This is a genomic window from Rhodopseudomonas sp. AAP120 (assembly GCF_001295845.1).
Lineage (GTDB): Bacteria > Pseudomonadota > Alphaproteobacteria > Rhizobiales > Xanthobacteraceae > Rhodopseudomonas.
This window is the reverse complement of sequence record NZ_LJIC01000107.1, coordinates 85,976-104,804: the sequence shown is the minus strand read 5'-3', so window position 1 is coordinate 104,804 and position 18,829 is coordinate 85,976. Positions and strand designations below refer to the sequence as shown.

Annotated in this window: 17 protein-coding genes; 7 read left to right on the top strand and 10 right to left on the bottom strand. The window is 59.1% G+C overall.

Translation table 11 applies throughout. The features are described from left to right. Positions 1–464: 464 nt before the first annotated feature. The 3 genes from IP86_RS17415 to IP86_RS17400 all read left to right on the top strand — a co-directional run bounded on the left by IP86_RS17415 (position 465) and on the right by IP86_RS17400 (position 5,303). Positions 465–2,066, top strand: coding sequence for a Fic family protein (locus tag IP86_RS17415; RefSeq protein WP_012494671.1), 1,602 nt, complete (start codon positions 465–467; stop codon positions 2,064–2,066). Between the two features lie 1,283 nt (positions 2,067–3,349). Beyond that, positions 3,350–4,528: an OpgC domain-containing protein gene (opgC, locus tag IP86_RS17405; RefSeq protein ID WP_012494669.1), complete on the top strand. Its 1,179-nt coding sequence runs from the start codon at positions 3,350–3,352 to the stop codon at positions 4,526–4,528. 229 nt (positions 4,529–4,757) lie between these two features. Next, positions 4,758–5,303, top strand: a complete 546-nt coding sequence (locus tag IP86_RS17400; protein WP_012494668.1) for a c-type cytochrome — start codon at positions 4,758–4,760, stop codon at positions 5,301–5,303. 403 nt (positions 5,304–5,706) lie between these two features. On the opposite strand, the gene IP86_RS28790 is transcribed toward IP86_RS17400, so the two are convergent. Continuing rightward, on the bottom strand, positions 5,707–5,946 hold the full coding sequence (locus tag IP86_RS28790; RefSeq protein ID WP_150104499.1) for a hypothetical protein: 240 nt from the start codon (positions 5,944–5,946) through the stop codon (positions 5,707–5,709). Here IP86_RS28790 and IP86_RS17395 point away from each other — a divergent pair. From IP86_RS17395 to IP86_RS28785, 3 genes are all read left to right on the top strand, one after another. Next, entirely contained in the window at positions 5,939–6,661 is a 723-nt protein-coding gene (locus tag IP86_RS17395) for a hypothetical protein (protein ID WP_054163740.1), read from the top strand. The genes IP86_RS28790 and IP86_RS17395 overlap by 8 nt on opposite strands. 101 nt (positions 6,662–6,762) lie before the next feature. Then, positions 6,763–7,977: a hypothetical protein gene (locus IP86_RS17390; protein ID WP_012494666.1), complete on the top strand. Its 1,215-nt coding sequence runs from the start codon at positions 6,763–6,765 to the stop codon at positions 7,975–7,977. Next, a complete protein-coding gene (locus IP86_RS28785; protein WP_012494665.1) occupies positions 7,974–8,438 on the top strand; it encodes a hypothetical protein in 465 nt (154 codons plus the stop codon). Before IP86_RS17390 ends, IP86_RS28785 begins: the two co-directional genes overlap by 4 nt. Before the next feature lie 152 nt (positions 8,439–8,590). Here the strand turns inward: IP86_RS28785 and IP86_RS17385 are convergent, their stop codons facing one another. The 3 genes from IP86_RS17385 to IP86_RS17375 form a co-directional block, all read right to left on the bottom strand. Continuing rightward, positions 8,591–9,775 carry an acyltransferase family protein gene (locus tag IP86_RS17385; RefSeq protein WP_012494664.1) on the bottom strand — a complete coding sequence of 395 codons (1,185 nt, stop codon included), beginning with the start codon at positions 9,773–9,775 and terminating at the stop codon, positions 8,591–8,593. Positions 9,776–10,323: 548 nt separating this feature from the next. Further along, positions 10,324–10,716 carry a hypothetical protein gene (locus tag IP86_RS17380; RefSeq protein ID WP_150104497.1) on the bottom strand — a complete coding sequence of 131 codons (393 nt, stop codon included), beginning with the start codon at positions 10,714–10,716 and terminating at the stop codon, positions 10,324–10,326. Continuing rightward, complete coding sequence (locus tag IP86_RS17375) at positions 10,667–11,575, bottom strand: transporter (protein ID WP_150104496.1); 909 nt, start codon at positions 11,573–11,575, stop codon at positions 10,667–10,669. Before IP86_RS17375 ends, IP86_RS17380 begins: the two co-directional genes overlap by 50 nt. Before the next feature lie 492 nt (positions 11,576–12,067). Here IP86_RS17375 and IP86_RS29425 point away from each other — a divergent pair, with 492 nt between their 5' ends. After that, on the top strand, positions 12,068–12,250 hold the full coding sequence (locus tag IP86_RS29425) for a hypothetical protein (protein WP_012494661.1): 183 nt from the start codon (positions 12,068–12,070) through the stop codon (positions 12,248–12,250). A 621-nt stretch (positions 12,251–12,871) separates the two neighbouring features. Here IP86_RS29425 and IP86_RS17365 read toward each other — a convergent pair. The 6 genes from IP86_RS17365 to IP86_RS17340 form a co-directional block, all read right to left on the bottom strand. Then, positions 12,872–13,900, bottom strand: a complete 1,029-nt coding sequence (locus tag IP86_RS17365) for an IS110 family RNA-guided transposase (protein ID WP_012494660.1) — start codon at positions 13,898–13,900, stop codon at positions 12,872–12,874. A gap of 229 nt (positions 13,901–14,129) precedes the next feature. After that, on the bottom strand, positions 14,130–14,771 hold the full coding sequence (locus IP86_RS17360; RefSeq protein ID WP_245264892.1) for an RNA polymerase sigma factor: 642 nt from the start codon (positions 14,769–14,771) through the stop codon (positions 14,130–14,132). A 98-nt stretch (positions 14,772–14,869) separates the two neighbouring features. Next, positions 14,870–15,172: a copper-binding protein gene (locus IP86_RS17355; protein WP_041810228.1), complete on the bottom strand. Its 303-nt coding sequence runs from the start codon at positions 15,170–15,172 to the stop codon at positions 14,870–14,872. Positions 15,173–15,204: 32 nt separating this feature from the next. Next, the gene (locus IP86_RS17350; RefSeq protein WP_012494657.1) at positions 15,205–15,702 is read right to left on the bottom strand and encodes a cupredoxin domain-containing protein; all 498 of its coding nucleotides are present in this window, start codon (positions 15,700–15,702) and stop codon (positions 15,205–15,207) included. After that, positions 15,699–17,081: a multicopper oxidase family protein gene (locus IP86_RS17345; RefSeq protein ID WP_012494656.1), complete on the bottom strand. Its 1,383-nt coding sequence runs from the start codon at positions 17,079–17,081 to the stop codon at positions 15,699–15,701. The genes IP86_RS17350 and IP86_RS17345 overlap by 4 nt, the downstream gene beginning before the upstream one ends. Before the next feature lie 12 nt (positions 17,082–17,093). Beyond that, positions 17,094–18,539: a TolC family protein gene (locus IP86_RS17340; protein ID WP_049774782.1), complete on the bottom strand. Its 1,446-nt coding sequence runs from the start codon at positions 18,537–18,539 to the stop codon at positions 17,094–17,096. Positions 18,540–18,829: the final 290 nt, after the last annotated feature.

Sequence of the window (18,829 nt, the reverse complement as noted above, 5' to 3'; positions counted from 1 at the left end):
GATGAAAATCAGCCCCGTAGCGGGGTCCCTATTCCATGAAAGATCACAAATGGCGGAGAGGGAGGGACTCTCAGCCCCTCTCCCGAGAGCCGCGAAAACGGAAGCTAAATCAACGTTTTCCGGACAACCTAGGCAGGTTGTGTGTACCGGTGGTATGTACCGGAATCGGCAGTTCGGTTCAAGCGAATTCCGAGGGATGGTAAACGCTTTCCACCATCTTAGCTCGATTTGCCGGACTTTTGTCGAAGGCCTCCGATGGGACTGAGCGGCATTCAGGGGTGGTGGTGCTTCGCTAAGGTTAGCATAAAAGAATTGTATTTGAACAACGAAAAGGGATTGAGATAGAACAGCTAAAAGGGATTGATATAAGCAGAAAAAAATACTTGTATATACAACAAAAAATGATTGAATCTCAACAACGGAAAATGATTGGAAACGTACGGAACCAACCTCGGAACAAGGCCATGGCCGCGACGAATGAGAAACTGGCAAAATCGCTCTCCGCTCTCAAAGCCCTCAGCGACAACGGGCAACGTCGTGTCTTCAAGACCTCGGAGGTAGGTCGGACCGACCGGGAGAGGCTCATCAAGAATGGTTTCCTCAAAGAGATCATGAACGGCTGGCTGATGCTGTCGCGTCCCGACGCACGTTCCGGCGACAGCACCTCCTGGTACACCTCCTACTGGGAATTCTGCCGGCGTTACCTGGACGAGCGGTTCGGAGCGAACTGGGTTCTGTCTCCCGAAAATTCGATTCCGCTGCTCGCCGGCAACATGAACGTCCCGCCGCAGATCGTCGTCCAGGCGCCGCATGCCAACAACAAGGCCGTCACTCTTCCGCACGATACCTCCATCTTTGCCTACAAGACTAATTTGCCGAAGAGCGCTGCGGGCGAGATCGCGAACCTGCGCGTCTACCCGACGATCGAAGCGATCTGCGACGTGGCTCCAAATTTCTGGAGCACGAACCGCACCGACATGATCGCCCTTCTCGGATCTCTTCGGGATCGAAGCGCCATCCTCAAGGTGCTGCTGGAAGGCGGAAGAACGGTGGCGGCGGGCAGGATCGCCGGCGCGTACCGGGCGCTGGGAAAGCCCGCGATCGCCGACGAAATCGTCGAAACGATGAGACGAGCGGACCACCAGGTGCGCGAGGAGCAGGATCCCTTCCAGGGACCGGTGCAGATCAGTCTGGGCGCCGGCCGGGCCGTCGCCCCCGTCGTCACCCGCATCCGTCTCATGTGGGCGCAGATGCGCGAGGCGGTGATCGCCGCGTTTCCCGACGAAGCGAGCCAGGTCGAGGACGTCGACGCCTACATCGCCGCCGTCAACGAGCGATACACTTCGGACGCCTACCACTCGCTGTCGATCGAGGGGTACTCGGTAAGCGAAGATCTCATTGAGCGGGTGAAATCGGGAAAGTGGAATCCGGAAACGGATGAAGACGACAGGAAGCAAACCGACGCGATGGCCGCGAAGGGCTACCAGTTGGCCTTTGCAGAAGTCGTCAAATCGGTGAAGCGCGTGCTGGAGAGGACGGACGCGGCGACGGTTGCGGAGGAAGACCATCTCAAGTGGTTCCGCTCCATGTTCGAACCGTCGGTCGCCGCGGGTCTGCTGAAGCCGGAGCGCTTGGCCGGCTATCGGCAGCATTTCATTTTCATCAAGAACTCCGGACACTCTCCGACGGCGTGGGAATCACTGCCCGACGCCATGGAGACGTTCTTCGAATGCTTGCATGCGGAGAAGGATCCCCGCGTGCGTGCGGTCCTCGGCCACTTTGTATTCACTTTCATCCACCCCCTGCCGGACGGCAACGGTCGCTCGGGCCGTTTCCTGATGAACGTCATGCTCGCCGAAGGGGGATACCCGTGGACGATCATTCCGGTCGACCGTCGGAATGAGTACATGCAGGCTCTGGAACTTGCGAGCGTAAAGGGCGACATCACCCCCTTCGCGGCTTTCGTCGCGGCTTGCGTTCGTTTGGAACCCCCACCGCCGAGGAGACTGCGGGCCGGCGAGGTTCAGGCGGAGTTGGCGGAGGCGACCGTCGGCCGCCGCCCCTGATCGCGCCGCCTGTGATGCAACGCTTTTCCGCGGCCGACCTCTCGTAAGCGATCGACGAAAGATGCAGACTGAGCTCAGACGTTCGTTCGCTCGCGACGAGATCGCGATGTCAGGCCGGACCGACGGACAACCTGTTCCTGCTCGGTTCGCGCGCCGACACCGACCATTTCGACGAGCGCGGAGACGGCGAGGTTGTCGACCCTCCCATGATCGGCCGGGCGCGCCTCCCATGGGGACTTCGCATCGACCGCGATGAGATCGCCGAAACGGCGGAGGTCGACGACGATCGGAAGCCGGCCCCCTAGCGCTCGAGGCCCAATGCGGACGGCATAACAACGTCGCGAAGATCTCAAACTCGCCGTCCCGTACGGCTCCACAAGACTCGGGGAAGGGGGAGACTGCTAGACTAGCTCGACGGGTTGGAGATACGCCAAGGCCTGTCATGCCCGACGCCGCATCAAGGCGACGTGCCTACGGGATCAGCACATCTTCGCGCAGCACGTCGCTCATGAGCTGTCGGTTCTGAGGATCGCGTTAACTTGTGGCTATGCGCTGGCTGGAAAGCAGCTACTCTTGCGCATCTTCCCAACTCTTCTGCGTTATCTTCAGCACTCTCCTGCTCAAGTGTAGATTGCGATATTGACCAATCTGCGAGGTCTTCAAACCCCTCTGCTTTGGATCATAAGTAAATACATTTTCGTTTCCACCCTGCGCGTACGCGCGCGGCGTACTCTACCCCGCTCGTCGTGATCAATTGTCCGTAGAAGTCAAGCTCTCCCTCGACCGCCGCCCTACGGAGCCTATCGAGACAACTAACCGCTTTCCTGCTATCCTCGATCAATCCAATCTTGCCCGCCCATGTGCACATCATCAACAGCGGGTACGGACCGAAGAATAGCCTCCATCGGAGGCTTAACATGCAGGCGCAGAACGTCGCCTGCGAGATTCCACAGCTTCCAAATCGCCGGGCGTTCAAAGATATGCGGTACGTTCGCGTCTATAAATACGCATCCCGCGGCAGTTTCGATAAGGCAAGCGCCAACGACCAACGGAAACTAAATCTCCAAAGCACCAGCGCGACGTAGGAGAACCATTATGGCGCCGCGCCGCGGACTCTGCCTGTCCACGACGCAAGCACTGGCATGCTCAAACGGCTGTAATATCTCGCGAAGCTCAGCGTCCATAAAGAGTTCGGGCAACCGTACTCGTTCAACACTTTGCCTGGCTGGTGTCTCGGCATGGAGATCGCCTACGTTTACTGATGCAGCGTCAAGGACTCGCTGGTGGCAACGGGCAAAGACTCAGACGTGAAGTACAACTCTCCCATGTCCACGTCGTCAAGTGAGCGCGATCTTCGGATTGATCTCTTTTGCGGGCTTTCGTTGTGGTGGATCTTGGTTGATCACGTTCCCGAAAGCTATCTCAATCATTTCACACCCGAGAACTTCGGGTCAGCGACGCCGCAGAGATACTTACTCTCGGGACTCGCATCCGGCGTGGTCTATGACGGCGTTGCACGATACTCGGGCCTGGCCCTCGCTTGCATGCGTGTATTCCGGCGAGCCGCTCAGATCTATATCGCTCAAATCGTCACGTTGGCCTTCTTGTTGGCCGAAGTGTCTTACTTTGGTGCCCGGCAGGCCAGTATGCTGGATCATGCCAACTTGGACGTCTTGCTTGATAGGTCGGCAGAGACCACGTTCCAGGCAATCTTGCTGCGGTATTCGCCCGTGAATCGCGACCCATTACTGCTGATGATCGTTCTCCACTTTGGGCTGCTGCTGATCCTTCCCTTGGTGATGCATGCCTGGCAGCTGGCGCTGCATGGGTCAGCGGCACTTTACGTCTGCGCTCACCTGTTCGATTGGTACCTTTCTGCCTATCCAACCGGCCAGCTCTATTTCAATCCGCTGAACTGGCAGTTGCTCTTCGTAATCGGCGTCTGGTGGGGAGCAAGCCGGGGCACGTGGCAGCTTGTCGTTCTCAGGTCAAACGCTCTCGCAGCTCTGGCGACGCTCCACTTGGCATTCTCACTCGTGACTACCTTGGGGTGGCCAATTCATTCGATCGAGGCCTACGTGCCGGCATGGCTCTCCCGCCTCAACTATCCGGTGGATAAGAGCAACCTCGATGTGCTGCGCTTACTGCACTTTGCTTCCCTCGCGCTGCTCTGTTGGCGCTTTCTTCCGAGCAGTTCCGCCATCGTGAGAACGCGGGAGATACGACCCTCTGGTGCGATGCGGCAAACATTCGCTCGTAATCTATTGCGCCGGCGTCCGGCTTTCCTTTGCTGCGCACGCCGTTCTGAACCTGGGTTGGAACAGCCTTGGGGCGCAGACTTTGGTCAGTTTGGCAGGGCTCGGCGCGATGAGCGCTATCGCGTCGTTGCTTGCCGCAACCGAACGAGCTGCGGCTGGTCATCCGCGTCCGCTATGAGCGCACAAGAGAGGCAATTCGCGTGACGTACTTTTTTGCTCTCCGGGGGTGCCGAAGCAAGCCAATCAATCGCGAACCGTCAGGGACTGTGCAGCGATCGAAACGAGGGCTTGTTGCGCGTCGACGATCGGAGTACGGCAACAGCCGCGGTTCGCGCTCAATCCACGCTATGCATCGCCGGTTAACAGGTCCACTTGACCCCGCTCGCGGAACTCGCGTTGTAGCCCCAACAGTGCCCGCACCGCGGAGACTATCATGAAGTTCGCAATGGGATTCGCCACCGCCACGCTGCTCGGCATTCTCGGCATGTTGGGCGTCATTTACACCGGCCGGTACGACGTCGCAGCAGGGAGCGGCATGCATCCTCTGTTCGCCTGGGCCCTGCATACGACAATGGAGAACTCCGTTCGCGCGAGAGCCGCCGCGATCGCCTCGCCACCGGATCTGCCTGCTCTGGCTACTCAGGGCTTTCAAGATTTCGACGAAATGTGCGCACAATGCCACGGGGCGCCCGGGAAGGAAGCAGGCGAGATCGGAAACGGTCTTTCTCCTAAACCTCCCCCGCTCAAGGACGCCGCGAAACGATGGAGCGCCCCAGAGATCTTTTGGATTGTGAAGAACGGCGTCCATATGACCGGCATGCCCGCATTCGGTCCGACGCATGACGACGAGCGAATTTGGGCGGTCGTGGCGTTTGTGAGGAGCCTCCCTACTTTGACCGCAGAACAATACGAAGCACTTCAATCGGATACCACAGACGTCGCCAAACCCCACAGCCACGGGGGGCACGAGCATCAGTAGGATCTGCAAACCGTTCCGATGGCGGTCGGACGCCGATTATCGACGAGCCGATTTCCGAAGCAACGCCATCCTGCGACGGATCTCAACGCCATCGCTACGTTCCAAGATCGCCTTGGAAATTATAGAGTGTAACCCGCGTAATATTTTGACTGGCTACTCGTCCATCGAGCCGAGAGTCCTACCGCAACGGACTTTGTAAGACGTGCCCCATAGTCACGCTGCAGCCTTGGCGGCGACGGTGTCCGGCCGCAGGAGCTTTGTGTGATGCACTGGAAGGCTGGAGATCGATGACGGCTGGCAGCATCGCCGGCGCGTGCCAGGAGTTAGCAAAGCGCGACGGTAGAAGCAGATTGCTCTGAAGCGCTCGTTCGACTGCACCGACGAAAAACTCTTCATGCTCCGTTTACGCGCCGACACGAACCCTTTCGGCCACTGCACCTACGGCGGCGTTATCGGCCTCTCCATGGTCGATCGAGCGCGACTGGCCGCAGCGTTTGCTTGTGGCAGCGTGATCGTCGGAGCGAAAACGATCCGCGCGCCTGAAGGTTCGCGATTCGCCGCCTCGATGAAGATCGGAGCCTATTTCAATGAATGCGAGACCGACGTCCAGGACGCCCCGGCCTTCCTGCGGCGTGATGGCCATTGGAGCACTCCCATTCCACGTCTGGCAGATCTGGGATGCGATGGTGACTTGCCTGAAGAAAGGGGACGTGCTTCGATTCGTCGCTGGCGCGGGCGTTATGGCCCACTATGTCGGCGACGCCTCGCAACCGCTGCACTGCTCCTACATGCATCACGGCGTGCCGCCGATGCGGAAAGTGAGCGGACGAAGCTATCCCGTGCCGCGCGACAGCGACGAATTCAAGGAATCCAAGAAGAGCCGAGAGGCGAAGATCCACGGCATCTACGAGGAGACCATGCTCGAGGTCGACCCCGCCGGCGCTCTTGCCGCGGTGGACGATGAACTCAAGAAGCGGCGCGCCGTGAGCATTGATCGAAGCGGCCACCGTGCGGCGAAGGCGGTGATCGCGCTCATGAACGATGCGCAGACGCGCCTCGCCCCGAATACGATCATAGATGCCGACGACCCGTCGCAGAGCCAGACGGCCAGAGCCAAGGCGCTTTGGGACGACGACCAGATCAGCAAGGCGACGATACGGTCCTTGGCGGACGGCGTTGGAGCTCTCGCCGCGCTCTGGACTTCCGCTTGGCAGGTCGGGGCGGCGCCAAGGTCGCCAAGGCCAAGATCCGAGCCTACAAAGAAGAGGAGCTTGAGCCGGTCTACCGCCGCGATTCGAAGTTCGTGGCCGAGTCTCGGTCTCGATGCGATGGCAGAGAGCGGCAAATTCGAGCCATGACTTGAGCTCCCGCCGACGATCGACTTGCGTGCAAGGGCGCTGGGGTTTGTAAAGGCATCAACCGTGTACCTCGGACTAGGCCCGGGAGAGAGGCGCTGCATATGGAAGAACCGGGCAACGAAACGCTTTGGGCCCGCATTCCGCGGTCAACCAAGCGCGAACTCGTTCCGATCCTGACCACCGGATTCCTGGCACAATCCGGCGCGCTCACTGCTGCCCTTCTCGTACGTCTGCGGGACGGAGTGCCGTGGGATCAGCAACCGAACCAGCAAGCGGTCAGCGACGTCAACGCCATCTTCATCGTGCTTAATTTCGTAGTCATCCTTTGGTTCGGCTATGTCACGCTCAACGAAGCGGTCGCGAAGCGCGACGAGATAAGTCTCAACGCGAAGCTCGTCGGATTGGGAAGCGCATTCATTACCAGCCTTGAATTTTATAGCTACGCCCTGAAGTCTGGCGAACCGGAGCGGCTCGTCTACACGCTTGCGGTCCTGTTCTTCGTCTTTATGGTTCCGTTCTTCCTCATCCGACCTCTAGACAGAGCCGGCGCGCAGCCGGCCTCCGAGGGCAACACGAGCGCCGTTCATGCGTTGGCGGCATATGAACTGGTCGTATACGCACTCATCACAGGCACCGTCTGTCTGGTCTTCGACTCGCTCTATTTCGTCCTTCTGAACGACGGTGGGCGCCTTCTTGGCCACGAGTTGATCCCTGCGTTTGTCGAAAGAATTTCGCGTCACGGCAGAGCGGAGTTCTGGGGCATAAGTCCGGGAAGCTTTGGCTTGGGATGGCTTGTTTCAATCTTTCTGAGCACCACCGTGTCGCGGGTCGGGATGGGAAGATTTGGTCCGGATCGACATGATCGCCTTCTGGTGCTTGCAGGTGCTCTGACAATCAACATCCTGATCGGCGTCACCATGATCGGAGACACGAGCGTTGCGTCCGTAAACGGGCTGCGGACCATCACGCTGGTTTCTCTCAAAGCTTGGCTGGCCGTCTTCATGACCGGGGCGTTTCTGCTTGGGTTTCTCGCTGCGCGTCAGCTCTGGCGCGTGGCGCCGCCCGCGGCCGCTTCGATCGCGGGTCTTGCCTGCTTCGCGTTTGCGGGCGCCGCATTGGGCGCCATGCTCGTGCTTATTCGCAATCGACTCGGAGACAGCTCTACCTCCAATCTCCATCTGATCTGGATGCATGCCGGAGGTTTCGCCATCACCTACATCTTCGGACTCGTCGCGATGCGCCGGATGTCGAAACTGCTCCCCGATGTCGAAGGCCCCTTTGCTCTTCGAGCCGGAGTCAGAGGGAAATCAGCATGAAGCAGATCAAGATTCTACTATCCGTCTTGGGCCTCGCCTTGCTGGCCGTCGCAGCATCGCCATCGGCCGGTAAGGCTCAGACATGCGACGAACTGGCCTCTCGATTGATAACAAAGGCAGTGCGGCCGCCCATCGAGGCTCTGGATTGTAGTGCGCTTACCCGAGCGGGGTTGGATAGACCCGACCATCATCTAAGAAGCATTTGCTATTCTTCGACGGGACCGCAGTCCACGATCGAGATCGTCGCTGATCTCACATGCCGGACCAGCGACGCTGCTTTGATACGGGCGAGCGTGTCCGATCGTCTCACCGCGAAAGCGACGGTGACCGGCAGCAACTGCAAGATCGAGCATATCGACATAAACGCCGCCGGCGATCTCGGAAGCGGGCTGCTGCGTGCTTTCGACGTGAACGGCATGGCGCGCCGATCGCTTCAGGAAGCTCTGGACAAGGCCTGCTGACGCGAGCCAAAGCCGTCCGGATTTGAACGGCTCCCGCACGTCGCGGAGGCGCGCTTGTCATACGGAAGGCTCCGCTCCTGAAGCAAGACCAAAAGTGGGGTGCCGCGCGAACAACATCGCATTGCAGGATTGGGCCGCTCTTCAGCAAAGGCTCAGAGCACCCGCGCCGCTCCCGGAATCTTACGCAAAATACCTGTTACAGCCCAGCTAGATACCACCGTGAGTACGAACACCACCGTCGCCTTGGCGATTGCAGGCATCTCGAAGTCGAATAGCCAGTACTGGAGCCAAAGGACGATCGGGTAGTGTACCAGAAACATGCCGTAGGCTTCCGCTTGCATCCGATCGAGCATGCTTCGACCTGATCGCTTGAACCTCAAGAAGTAGCCGAGAATCGCAAACAGGGTGGCTGCGCTGAAGGCAGAGAAGAAGAAGCCGTAGCTCGCCTCGTACCAAGCAGGCAGCCACACCGGATTCTCCAGCATCCCGCGTTTGACGAAGATCAGCGCCCACAACAGGCAGTAAGGAGCGAGGGCCGCAACGGCCCAAACCCAACTATTCTTGGCGAGCCGTCCGTCCATGCTCAGTAGGCCACGATGAAGATTCGCAGCTCCCACGCCTACTCCGATCATGAAGTAGGCCGGATAGAGCAGCACGCGGCTGGCCTGAACCGAGAACGGCCCGAACTCGAACCATCGGCCCGGTCCGAAATAGATCCGCATCGGAATGTAAAGCATAGCCGTCATGACAAGCAGGAAGATGAAGAAGTCGGTCGGCCGACCGCAGCCACGGAGCGACAACCTATTGATCGGATCGACCAGATTGGGCGAGACGCGATACAGCACGCTGGCCGTAAGATCAAATGCCAGCAGCACCCAAGCGAACCACACTGGTCCACTTGGCCACGGTCCGACCGTGATGGTTTTCCACCAGAACACAGCAAAAGTTGTACCTGGGGATCGGCGCAGCGCGATCGCAAAATAGGCGATCGGGATGACAGTTAGCGCCGCAAGCGCAAAGGGCAGGGCGAGCCGAAGCAGACGATCGCGTAAGAACTTCTCGGCCTCCTTGTCCGCGAGACTCGGCCATACGAACAGCCCAGAGAGGAAGAAGAACATCGCCATGAAGAAGCTATCCGTGGCGAGAATAATCGCATCGAAGCCGATCCACGATTTTGCGTCAGTTTGGCCGAAGTATGTGTACGGAATTACTGCGTGATGCAGCAGAACTACGAGTGTCAGAAATGTACGAACGCGATCCAACGCCACGTTGCGCGTATTGAGGTTTGGTATGGCCTCGGCGTCCGTTGGAGTAGCCGCATGCGATGTCATCCTCATGTAGCGCTGAGCTCCGCGTCTCTTTGCGAAAAGTTGTTGGCGAATATCCGGCCAAGCGACGGATGGCACCAGCCGAACGCCATTTCTGGGCGGCCGCTTCCAACCGATAAGGGGGCCTGAGGGTCTCGTGGACCGTAGTCCGTGGAGGACCGAAACCTCGATCGAGCTGAAACGCTTCGAGGACGGTAATCAGCGGCGCACAACATTGGCATCCATGGCAAGTCTCTGGTATAGATCGAGCGCGTCCATGGGCTCGCTGCTATTGCTGGCTCTCGCACGCACAAACAACCGCCGACACAAACGAATGCGCAGACCACAAGTCTTTCTCGATTGTAGTGAAAGACGTACAGGGTCGAAGAACCTTACACTTCGCGAGCCACGAAGTGACACGCAACTGCCCTACGCTCGCTCTCAAATCCGTCGGATTTGCGCGAACAGCGAAGGGAACGGTGCCATGCGATAGCGCATGCCCGACCGCTTTGGAGGCCCCGCCGCGCGAGTGGAGGACCGTCGCGCTGCGACAACGCGATCTTTGGATGCCGATCGGATCACGGACCGAAAACCACGGAAATCCCGAAAAGGGTTCGCCACGCAGGCGTGGCCTGAATCCCGTTGTAGTGGTTCGCGATGGGAATGCCCAGGGACACGTAGCTCGTCCAGTTCTTCAGGCTGAACCGCAGACCCGGAGAAATAAAGATTGAGCTGCCTCCGGAATTCGGGTCCATCAGGCCGGCAATACGCTCCTTGTCGTGCCACTCGCCATTGATCTCCAGCAAGGCATCGAGCGCGCCGCGATCCTGCGACCGGGCGAGCATCGGACTGTCGGTGGCCGCCGGCACATGCTCGCCGACGTGGGCATAGGCGCGATATGGATCGTGCGCGTGCGCTTCGTTAGCAGCGTCGCCGAACACACGATAAGAAAGCGCCGCATTGTAGAGCATGCGATTTCCGAGATTCGCGTCTTGCGCTCCCGTGCCTGGCAATCGCCAGTATATTTGCATGAAAGCCTAGCGAGGAAGTCAGTCGCTGGCTCAAGGCCGCGCCGAAAAGCGCGTCCCATGAGCCCGACCCAGGTTGGAACTCGGCATCGAAAAGGCTTCCGAACCTGTCGACAACGTCGGTCCTGCCGGTCGGCAGCTTCACCCCGAAAAGCACCGCGCCTTGTGTCCCGGTCGACTTTTCGTTCATGAACCGGTACTGACCGAGAAGCGTGACGTCGCCGAAGCCGGCGGCGTCGCCACGATCCCGCACCACGGACGTAAGGGCGCTACCTTCGGTGAAGGCTTCCAAAATGCCGGTCCGCTCGACCCAGGGCGCCCGGACCGAAATCGTGAAGTCGTCAGTGACCCCGTAGGCAAGCGCGAATGCGCGACTTTCGACTGCCTTGATCCCGTGGACGTCATTTCCCACATTTGCGAGTAAGGTCGCTTCGCCGAGTTGTTTCAGCCTAAGATAGTCCGAGAATACGGAGAAAGCGAATTGTCCGCGCTCCAGCGTGGCGGCTCCTATCGTAAGAATTCCTCCGCCGCCCTCACCGGCGCCGATTCCCGGGTTGTGCGCCCATGCGGAATTCAGCCCGATCGTGGATGCGACCAAAGGGACGATTAACCAGGGGAGATTCCCCACTTGTCGATTCCCTTCGCTAACTCGCGGCAAAACTTTCGACGCCGGAATCGGCGCCACATCCCACTGCTTGGCATCTTCCCAAATCTTCCGCCCGGTCTTCAGCACCTTCTCGCTTACGCGCAAATTGTGGTAATGGCCTATTCGCTGCGAGGACATCTGCTTGTCGAAGTTCAAAGAACTCTTCGTCGCCGCCCCCCGCCTGCAGCGCTTGTCTTACTGAGGCTTATCGGACGCGGGCGAAGGTGTGCGGGGGCTATTTTGGTTTACTCGCGCTCCGCGCGGGTCGCGCCGATCATTTGCCCGTCGAACTCAAGTTTCCCCTCGACCGCCGCTTCAGGGTACGGACCAAAAGAACAGCCTCCATCTACGTTGGACATTCAGAGGCTGTAAAAGAGTGCTGCAACTAGCCGCACCGCCGGCCGGTACCTTCGCATCCAAAAAACTTCCACCCTCACGCCATCCCCATTTGGATCTGTAGCAGCTTACGGGGCGACACGGCCATGGCATTACGCCCCCACCGCACCCTGGGATGAATACTGCTATGCTCAAATGTGCCGTAATATTCAGCTAGGTACGGCGTCTTTATGTAAATTGTATTGCGCTACGAGCTACTAGTACCAAAAATCCTCCAATCGCCGCACCGTCCGGGGCAAACGGGCAGCCGCTATGAAAGACATCCTAGCAAGCCTTGAGAAGCTGCGCGCCGATGCCGCGGAAGCGGCACTAATACGCAACCTGGCTACCGATATCCATAAGCGGGAGTTGTTCACCAGACTAGCGGACCATTTCGCCGCCCTCGCCGCAGAAGTCGAGCGCGCATTCGCGAAGGGCTCGCCACGAGAGGATTAAGAGCCCGCCTGGCCCTTCGCCGTGACCTGCCACCGTTGCGCGGGCCGCGACCGTCTCAGCCAAGCTTTTGGTCACGGTGGACGATTTCGCCCGGGAGCGGGATAGGTTGCGGATCGCCCGCCGCCGAAGCTCGGCCGTCTTGCTCCGGATCATAAGACTTTTCGCTCCAACGAAGCACGCTGGTCATCCCGAGGCAGATGATGTGCGAATTCATGAAGTCGTCATGGTCGATATTGTTCGTCGGTGACCTTGTCCATCCATTCCACGACTTTGCCTGTCAATCGGCCCTTTAATTGCGGTTTGTTGTCAATCCATCTTTTTCACTCTCCAACTGCACGACGGTAGCGCTCGCGCCGTTGGAGCTGGTTGGGTAGCGGAGACGGCGCGAGCGCGCGGCTGAGATAGCATGGTCTTTCGGGCATTTGATTGATGCATCGCTGGGGTCATGGTCCTTTCCGAGGTCGCGAAGCGCCTCATGATGATGTCCGGGTCGGGTGCCTCAACGTGTGCAGCGGGGTACGAACGAGCCGCCACCAGCCGATTGACCGAGGTCACCACGACCACCGTCCCAGCGGGACATCGCCAGCCCGGCGGACCGGACCAGGAAGCGTCAGGAAGCGTTCAGGCCGGCGTTGCCTGACCCCACTCGAACGATGTGCCATCGACCCAGATGCAGTGAAGAATCACGGCGATCTTGCGGGCGATGGCGACTTTCGCCTTCTTCATACCTATCCGTTTCGCGAGCTTCACTCCCCAGGCCTTGAGGGAGGACCATTTCTTAGTCCGATAGAGCAGCACGGTCGCCGCCTCGAACAGGTACGTTCGGAGCAGCCGATCGCCCCATCGAGATATCTTGCCACTGGTGTCGGTTTCCCCAGATTGGTTGCGCCGAGGTGTAAGACCGAGATAGGCGCCGACTGTCGAGGCCGACCGGAAGCGGGATGGGTCATCGATCGTATGGCGGAAAGTCAGGGCGGTCACTACTCCGACGCCAGGAACCGTCATCAGGCGTCGCGTCGTTTCGTCCGACTTCGCCAATCGGCGAACCTCGTCGTCGAACTTGCCTTGCTGCAGACAGATGTGCTCATGAATCGACAGCAGCGGCGCGACCACGCTGACAAGCTGATGGTCCTCGCCCAATAGCTCGCTGACCCGATTGCGGAACTGTTGGCCGATGGCGCGAGGGAATAGTAATCCACATTCTTTGATCAGACTACGGACCTGGTTCTCAATGTCCCGGCGCATCGATACGAGTCGGGATCGTGCTACAAGCATCGCGCGGATCTTCTGACTTTTCTCGCTCTTAACTTTGACTTCTCGATACCAACCGACCCGCACTAGTTCGGCTAGGCCTCGAGCGTCATTTTGATCGCTCTTGTTCATACGGACCGACAGGGCCGCGTTTGCATGTCGCGCATCGATGCAAACGACAGGGAGTTCGACTCTACGAAGCTCGTGCCAAAGCCAGCTTGCCATCGCGCCAGTCTCAAAGCCAATGCGCTCCGCAAGCGGAGCATGTTTGTGAAGCAGGTTGGTCAGAGCGCCGGGATCTGACTTGGCCTTTCCCTCGAAGACTAATTGCCCGATCTCGCTGACCACACACACCGCAGTTTCTCTTTGCGAGACATCCAAACCGACGTAATGCTTCATGATCGCCACTCCGAATCGGTTGATTGCGAGAGCTCGATGCTAACGGTCTTTCCGTGCCGCAAGCGCTGACCGCAATTACGTCATCGTGCGCAAATTTGACCCCGTATCGGCGTCCAATTTTTGCACGCCGAATGACATCGGGGAAATTCCGGCGCGCCGGGCGCATCCCGCACGTTGCCGTCTTTCCATTGTTTTGACTGGCAATCCGATGCGGCGACCTGAGATGTCGTCATGATCGTTTTTCGTTGCGGCCATTCGGCTGGAGCTCGAATCCAGAGTGGATATTCCGTTCGTGGTCGCCGCATCGGCATTCGAAGAAGCTTTCCTCCCCACAGCCCGCACACGAGCCTTCGAGCCGCTCCTTCAAAGCCTGGCGCGCGCGGTGAAGGCGCACGGTGAGGTTATTCACGGTCACGCCGAGCTCGGCTGCGACCGCCTCCCTCTGCTCCCCACCTAGGTCGATTCTCTTGATCGCCTCGGAGTGTTCCGTCTTCAGCAAGGGTAGATAAGCATGAACACATTCGCACGCCGCCCAGTCCAGTTCGCCACGTTGATCGGCGACGAGGCGATCGTACAATTCAACGGCAAACTCGACTTCCCTCGCCCTTCTCTTCGAGGTCTGCCGATGGAAGTCGGCTATGGTAGTCGCCAGAACTCGACTAAGCCACCCACGCACCGAATCCGCATCGCGAATGGCGGCCGAGCGTTCCAAGGCCCGCAAAACGAACGTTTGCAGGACCTCTTCCGCCTCGTTCGGCGTACGAAAGTGCTTCTGCAGATAGTTCCGGAGCCGATCGTAGCCCTCCACCAGGGCCGCCCGCACCGCGCGATCCGAGGCGGTCGCGAGTGGGGAAGCGTTCGCCGAAATCACTCCTCTGTCCCGTGTTGATGACATGGCAATCGCTCCGGTTCGATGTCCAGCAAGACCGTGCCTGGCGATACCTGAGCGGCATCGCCACGCCCGCCTGCTTACTTGGCCTTCTGAAGTTTCGTGAGTGTGAGGCCGCCTGTCTGGCGTTCGACCTCGAACTGAACCTTGTCGCCGGCCTTTACCTGCTTCAGCATGGCGGGGTCGGCGACCCGAAACACCATGGTCATTTCCTCGTCATCCATGTTCAGGTTCTTGATTGGCCCATGCTTCAGCGTGATCTTGCCGGCCGCTTCGTCGATCCTCTTCACCTCGCCGGCGACGAGATTTGCCTGCGCGAGGGCTATAACCGGGGCGACTGCGATGATCGCGGCTAGTAGCGCAGCGCGCACGTTGGACTTCATCATCTTGGGGTTCCTTCTTCTTGGAAAATGGCTCACTTCACGACGACCTTGCCCACCATGCCGCCCTCGCGGTGACCCGGGATAAGGCAGGCGAATTCAAATTCTCCGGTCTTTGTAAATCTCCAGAGAATTTCTCCCGACGTCCTCGGTGCGAGCCGCTTCCCGTTTGGGTCGTCGTGCTCCATGTCGGGATTTGTCTTCATCGCTTCTGCGTGCTTGAAATTTTCGGCCGTCGTCGCGAGGATGAATTCGTGGTCAAGTTCGCCGTTGTTTCGAATAACGAACTTGACTTGCTCGTCCTTCTTCACGTCGACCTCTTGCGGCACGAACAGCATCTTGCCGTCGGCCTCACGCATCGTGATCGGAACGATCCGGGCCGGCCTCTTCGGATCTCCCGGCTCGCCCGCGGAAAATGCCTCATCATCGTGATGATGACCGTCGTGTTGATGACCATGACTGGCCCACGCCGCCGTCGACATCGACAAAGCCATCAAGGTAGCGGTCATTCTCCAAAGCAGTTTCACGATCATGCCCCCTTGCTCTTCGTGCTCTTCATCCCTTTCGTACTTTTCTTTTCCCTGGTGCCCTCGCTCTTCGATGGACCATCTTGACGCGCCGGCTCTTCGGCCGGAGTTTCGACCTGATACGCAACGGTACCCTTCGGGAACTTGTACGGTCCCGGATCGCTGTAGTCGTCGCGCGCCATCCCCTCCCGAATCTTCATGACCGTGAACATTCCGCCCATTTCGATCGGGCCGAACTGACCTGATCCGGTCATCATGGGCAGCGTGTTGTCAGGAAGCGGCATCTCCATCTCGCCCATGGCCATTCCAGTGGAGCCCATCGCCATCGAATCCGGCGCCAGCCTCTTCACCGCCTTTGCGATGTCCTTCTTCGACACGCCGATCAGAGTTCTGAGGTCGTGTCCCATCGAGTTCATCGTGTGGTGCGACTTATGGCAGTGAAAAGCCCAATCGCCGGGATTGTCAGCGACGACCTCGAAAGCGCGAATGGATCCGACCGGGACATCTATCGTGGTCTCCGGCCAACGCGCGCTTTCCGCCACCCACCCTCCATCCGTGCCGCTCACCGAAATGCTATGGCCGTGAAGATGAATTGGGTGATTGGTCATCGTAAGATTGCCGATGCGCACGCGCACCCGATCTCCGAGTCTCACCGGCAGCGGATCGATGCCGGGAAAGACGCGGGCGTTCCACGACCACATATTGAAGTTGGTCATCTCGGTGACCTTCGGCACGTAGGTCCCCGGATCCATGTCATAACTGCTCATGACGAAGACGAAGTCGCGGTCGACCGGTCGGAAGCTCGGGTCCTTCGGATGGACCACGAACATTCCCATCATCCCCATCGCCATTTGGACCATTTCGTCCGCGTGAGGGTGGTACATGAAGGTGCCGCTGTGCTTGAGCTCGAATTCGTAGACGAATGTCTTGCCTGGATTGATGTGCGGCTGAGTCAAACCTCCGACCCCATCCATGCCGCACGGCAGGATCATGCCGTGCCAGTGAACGGTGGTGTATTCCGGGAGCTTGTTCGTAACGAAGATGCGTACCTTGTCGCCCTCGACGGCCTCGATCGTGGGTCCCGGAGTCTGGCCGTTGTAACCCCACAGATGGGCGTTCATGCCTTGCGCAAATTCGCGGACGACTGGTTCCGCGACCAGATGGAATTCCTTCCAGTCTCCGTTCATTCGCCACGGCAGCGACCAACCGTTCAGGGTGACGACGGGGCGATATTCCGGTCCGCTCGTGGGATAGAGCGGCGGCTGACTCGTCACCTTGTCCATCGTTGGCGCTTCGGGAATGCTCGCTGCCTGAACGCGTCCAGCAACGACGCTCGCGCTCGCTAGTGCAGTTGCGCTACCAAGAAAGCTTCTTCGAGATAACATGATCGCCTCTCCTTATCCGCCGTTTGCCAGCGAATTGGTTGGTGAACGGCTCTCCTGTTGACTGTCGGAGCGGCCTCCGCCGTTGACTGCGGTCTGCAGTTCCGACTGCGCCAACCAGAAATCGCGTTTGGCTTCGATCGATGCTCGTTGGGCCGAGATTCTCAGCTTCGCTTCCGCGAGAAGCGCGAACACGTCGATCTGCATGCTGCCGTAGCGCAGTTGAGCTTCATCGGAGATGATGTTCCGGAGCGGCACCACTTCCCGCTGGTAGTGGCCGGCGATATCGTAAGTGGAGCGATAGACGCGGTACGCATCACGTGCCTCGGAACGCACGTTGACCGCCTTCTCGGTCAGGCGATTAAATGCATTGTTGTAGATTTCAGCGGCCTGGCGGACGCGAACCTCGCCCCCATCGAAGATCGGTATCTGAAATTGGACGTCGAATCCTCGCTCGCGGAAGGCGGGGCTTTCGGGGTCCTTGGTCTTCCGGGAGATGCCGGCGACGTCGAGCAACGTAACGAAGCGGGTCGCCTCGGTGAGATTGAGAGCCTTGGCCAACGTTCCGAGTTCGATGCGGGCCATCTGAAGATCGACGCGACGGCTGACGGCCTCGACTTCGATGTTGGGTAACGGCCTCGGGCTGCGCGGCAGGGCCGGAAGAACCTTGGGCAGCTTGAAATCGAGTTGACCGTCCCAAACACCGAGCAGTCTTGCGATCCGCTCGCGCTCGGATGCAGCGCGTTGCCGCGCGGTAGCGAGGTCGGTAGTGATCTCGGCGTAAAATACCTGTTCGCGCGCTTGATCGAGCTTATTGAGCGAGCCGGTCTGTCCAAGCTTTTCCGCGAGCTGAGCGATCGTCTCGGCAGTGGTCTTAGTCTCGGCCAGAAGTCCGACCAGTTCGTTCGTACCCACCACCTGGTAATATGCTCGTCTGACGTCAGCGGCGAGCCGTAGTGTTTCCAGAGCCGCGCGCAATTGAGCTTGGTGGAAACGTTCACGCGCGATCTCCGTACGAAACGGCAACGTCGCGAGCGCGAGGATATCGCCAACGATCTGGCCCTCGATCTCACTCCCCCCATTTCCGGCGATTCTGGAGAGAGAAAACGTCGGGTTCGGAGGCAGGCTTTGGCTGATGGAGTCCGCTTCCGCCAGTGCGAGCTCATTGTAGGCAGCCTGCAGGCCACGATTGTTCAACAATGCTACCTGAACCGCAGCGTCGACGGTCAGGCTTCGCCGCAGCAGTGCCGAGACCGCCACGTTAACCCGCTCGACGTCCTCGATCGAGCGGATCGCAACTACATCCTTCGTGATGGTCCTCGCGGCAATGTCGGCGACGCCTGACATGCCGGCATCGGGGGAAAAGGCTGCGCACCCGGCGAGCAACATCGACATCGACAATACGCCGAGCGTCGTGCGGGCTCGGTGATGAGAAAGGCCGGATCGAGCGGTTAGCGGCATCTTCATCCCCTACTGCTCGTTCTTCGGCGTGGGGGCCGCGCGCTGATTCTGATCCCTCCAGCTATTTGGCGATACCGGCCGCAGGCTCACGTAAGGAGCAATCGTCGACCTGTATCCGACGCCTGCGACCTTCACCCCTGGATCCGCAGAATCCAGCTCCGCCGGCGGAACGGTCGTTACGCAACCGGTGAGCAACAAGCCCAGCAAAAGGCTCGGAGCAGCGCTCCATATCGGATAGAATTTACGTCTCGCGGACGCGTTCAACGTGGCGGCATAAGTCGCCACCATTT

What these genes read in the sequence shown, in the direction of transcription:
- IP86_RS17400 (WP_012494668.1), top strand. Translation starts at nt 4,758, where the DNA reads ATGAAGTTCGCAATGGGATTCGCCACCGCCACGCTGCTCGGCATTCTC.
- IP86_RS29425 (WP_012494661.1), top strand. Translation starts at nt 12,068, where the DNA reads ATGAAAGACATCCTAGCAAGCCTTGAGAAGCTGCGCGCCGATGCCGCG.
- IP86_RS17415 (WP_012494671.1), top strand. Translation starts at nt 465, where the DNA reads ATGGCCGCGACGAATGAGAAACTGGCAAAATCGCTCTCCGCTCTCAAA.
- IP86_RS17390 (WP_012494666.1), top strand. Translation starts at nt 6,763, where the DNA reads ATGGAAGAACCGGGCAACGAAACGCTTTGGGCCCGCATTCCGCGGTCA.
- IP86_RS28790 (WP_150104499.1), bottom strand. Translation starts at nt 5,946, where the DNA reads ATGGCCATCACGCCGCAGGAAGGCCGGGGCGTCCTGGACGTCGGTCTC.
- IP86_RS17365 (WP_012494660.1), bottom strand. Translation starts at nt 13,900, where the DNA reads ATGAAGCATTACGTCGGTTTGGATGTCTCGCAAAGAGAAACTGCGGTG.
- IP86_RS17340 (WP_049774782.1), bottom strand. Translation starts at nt 18,539, where the DNA reads ATGCCGCTAACCGCTCGATCCGGCCTTTCTCATCACCGAGCCCGCACG.
- IP86_RS17380 (WP_150104497.1), bottom strand. Translation starts at nt 10,716, where the DNA reads ATGCTCTACAATGCGGCGCTTTCTTATCGTGTGTTCGGCGACGCTGCT.
- IP86_RS17395 (WP_054163740.1), top strand. Translation starts at nt 5,939, where the DNA reads ATGGCCATTGGAGCACTCCCATTCCACGTCTGGCAGATCTGGGATGCG.
- IP86_RS17350 (WP_012494657.1), bottom strand. Translation starts at nt 15,702, where the DNA reads ATGATCGTGAAACTGCTTTGGAGAATGACCGCTACCTTGATGGCTTTG.
- IP86_RS17355 (WP_041810228.1), bottom strand. Translation starts at nt 15,172, where the DNA reads ATGAAGTCCAACGTGCGCGCTGCGCTACTAGCCGCGATCATCGCAGTC.
- IP86_RS17385 (WP_012494664.1), bottom strand. Translation starts at nt 9,775, where the DNA reads ATGAGGATGACATCGCATGCGGCTACTCCAACGGACGCCGAGGCCATA.
- IP86_RS17345 (WP_012494656.1), bottom strand. Translation starts at nt 17,081, where the DNA reads ATGTTATCTCGAAGAAGCTTTCTTGGTAGCGCAACTGCACTAGCGAGC.
- IP86_RS28785 (WP_012494665.1), top strand. Translation starts at nt 7,974, where the DNA reads ATGAAGCAGATCAAGATTCTACTATCCGTCTTGGGCCTCGCCTTGCTG.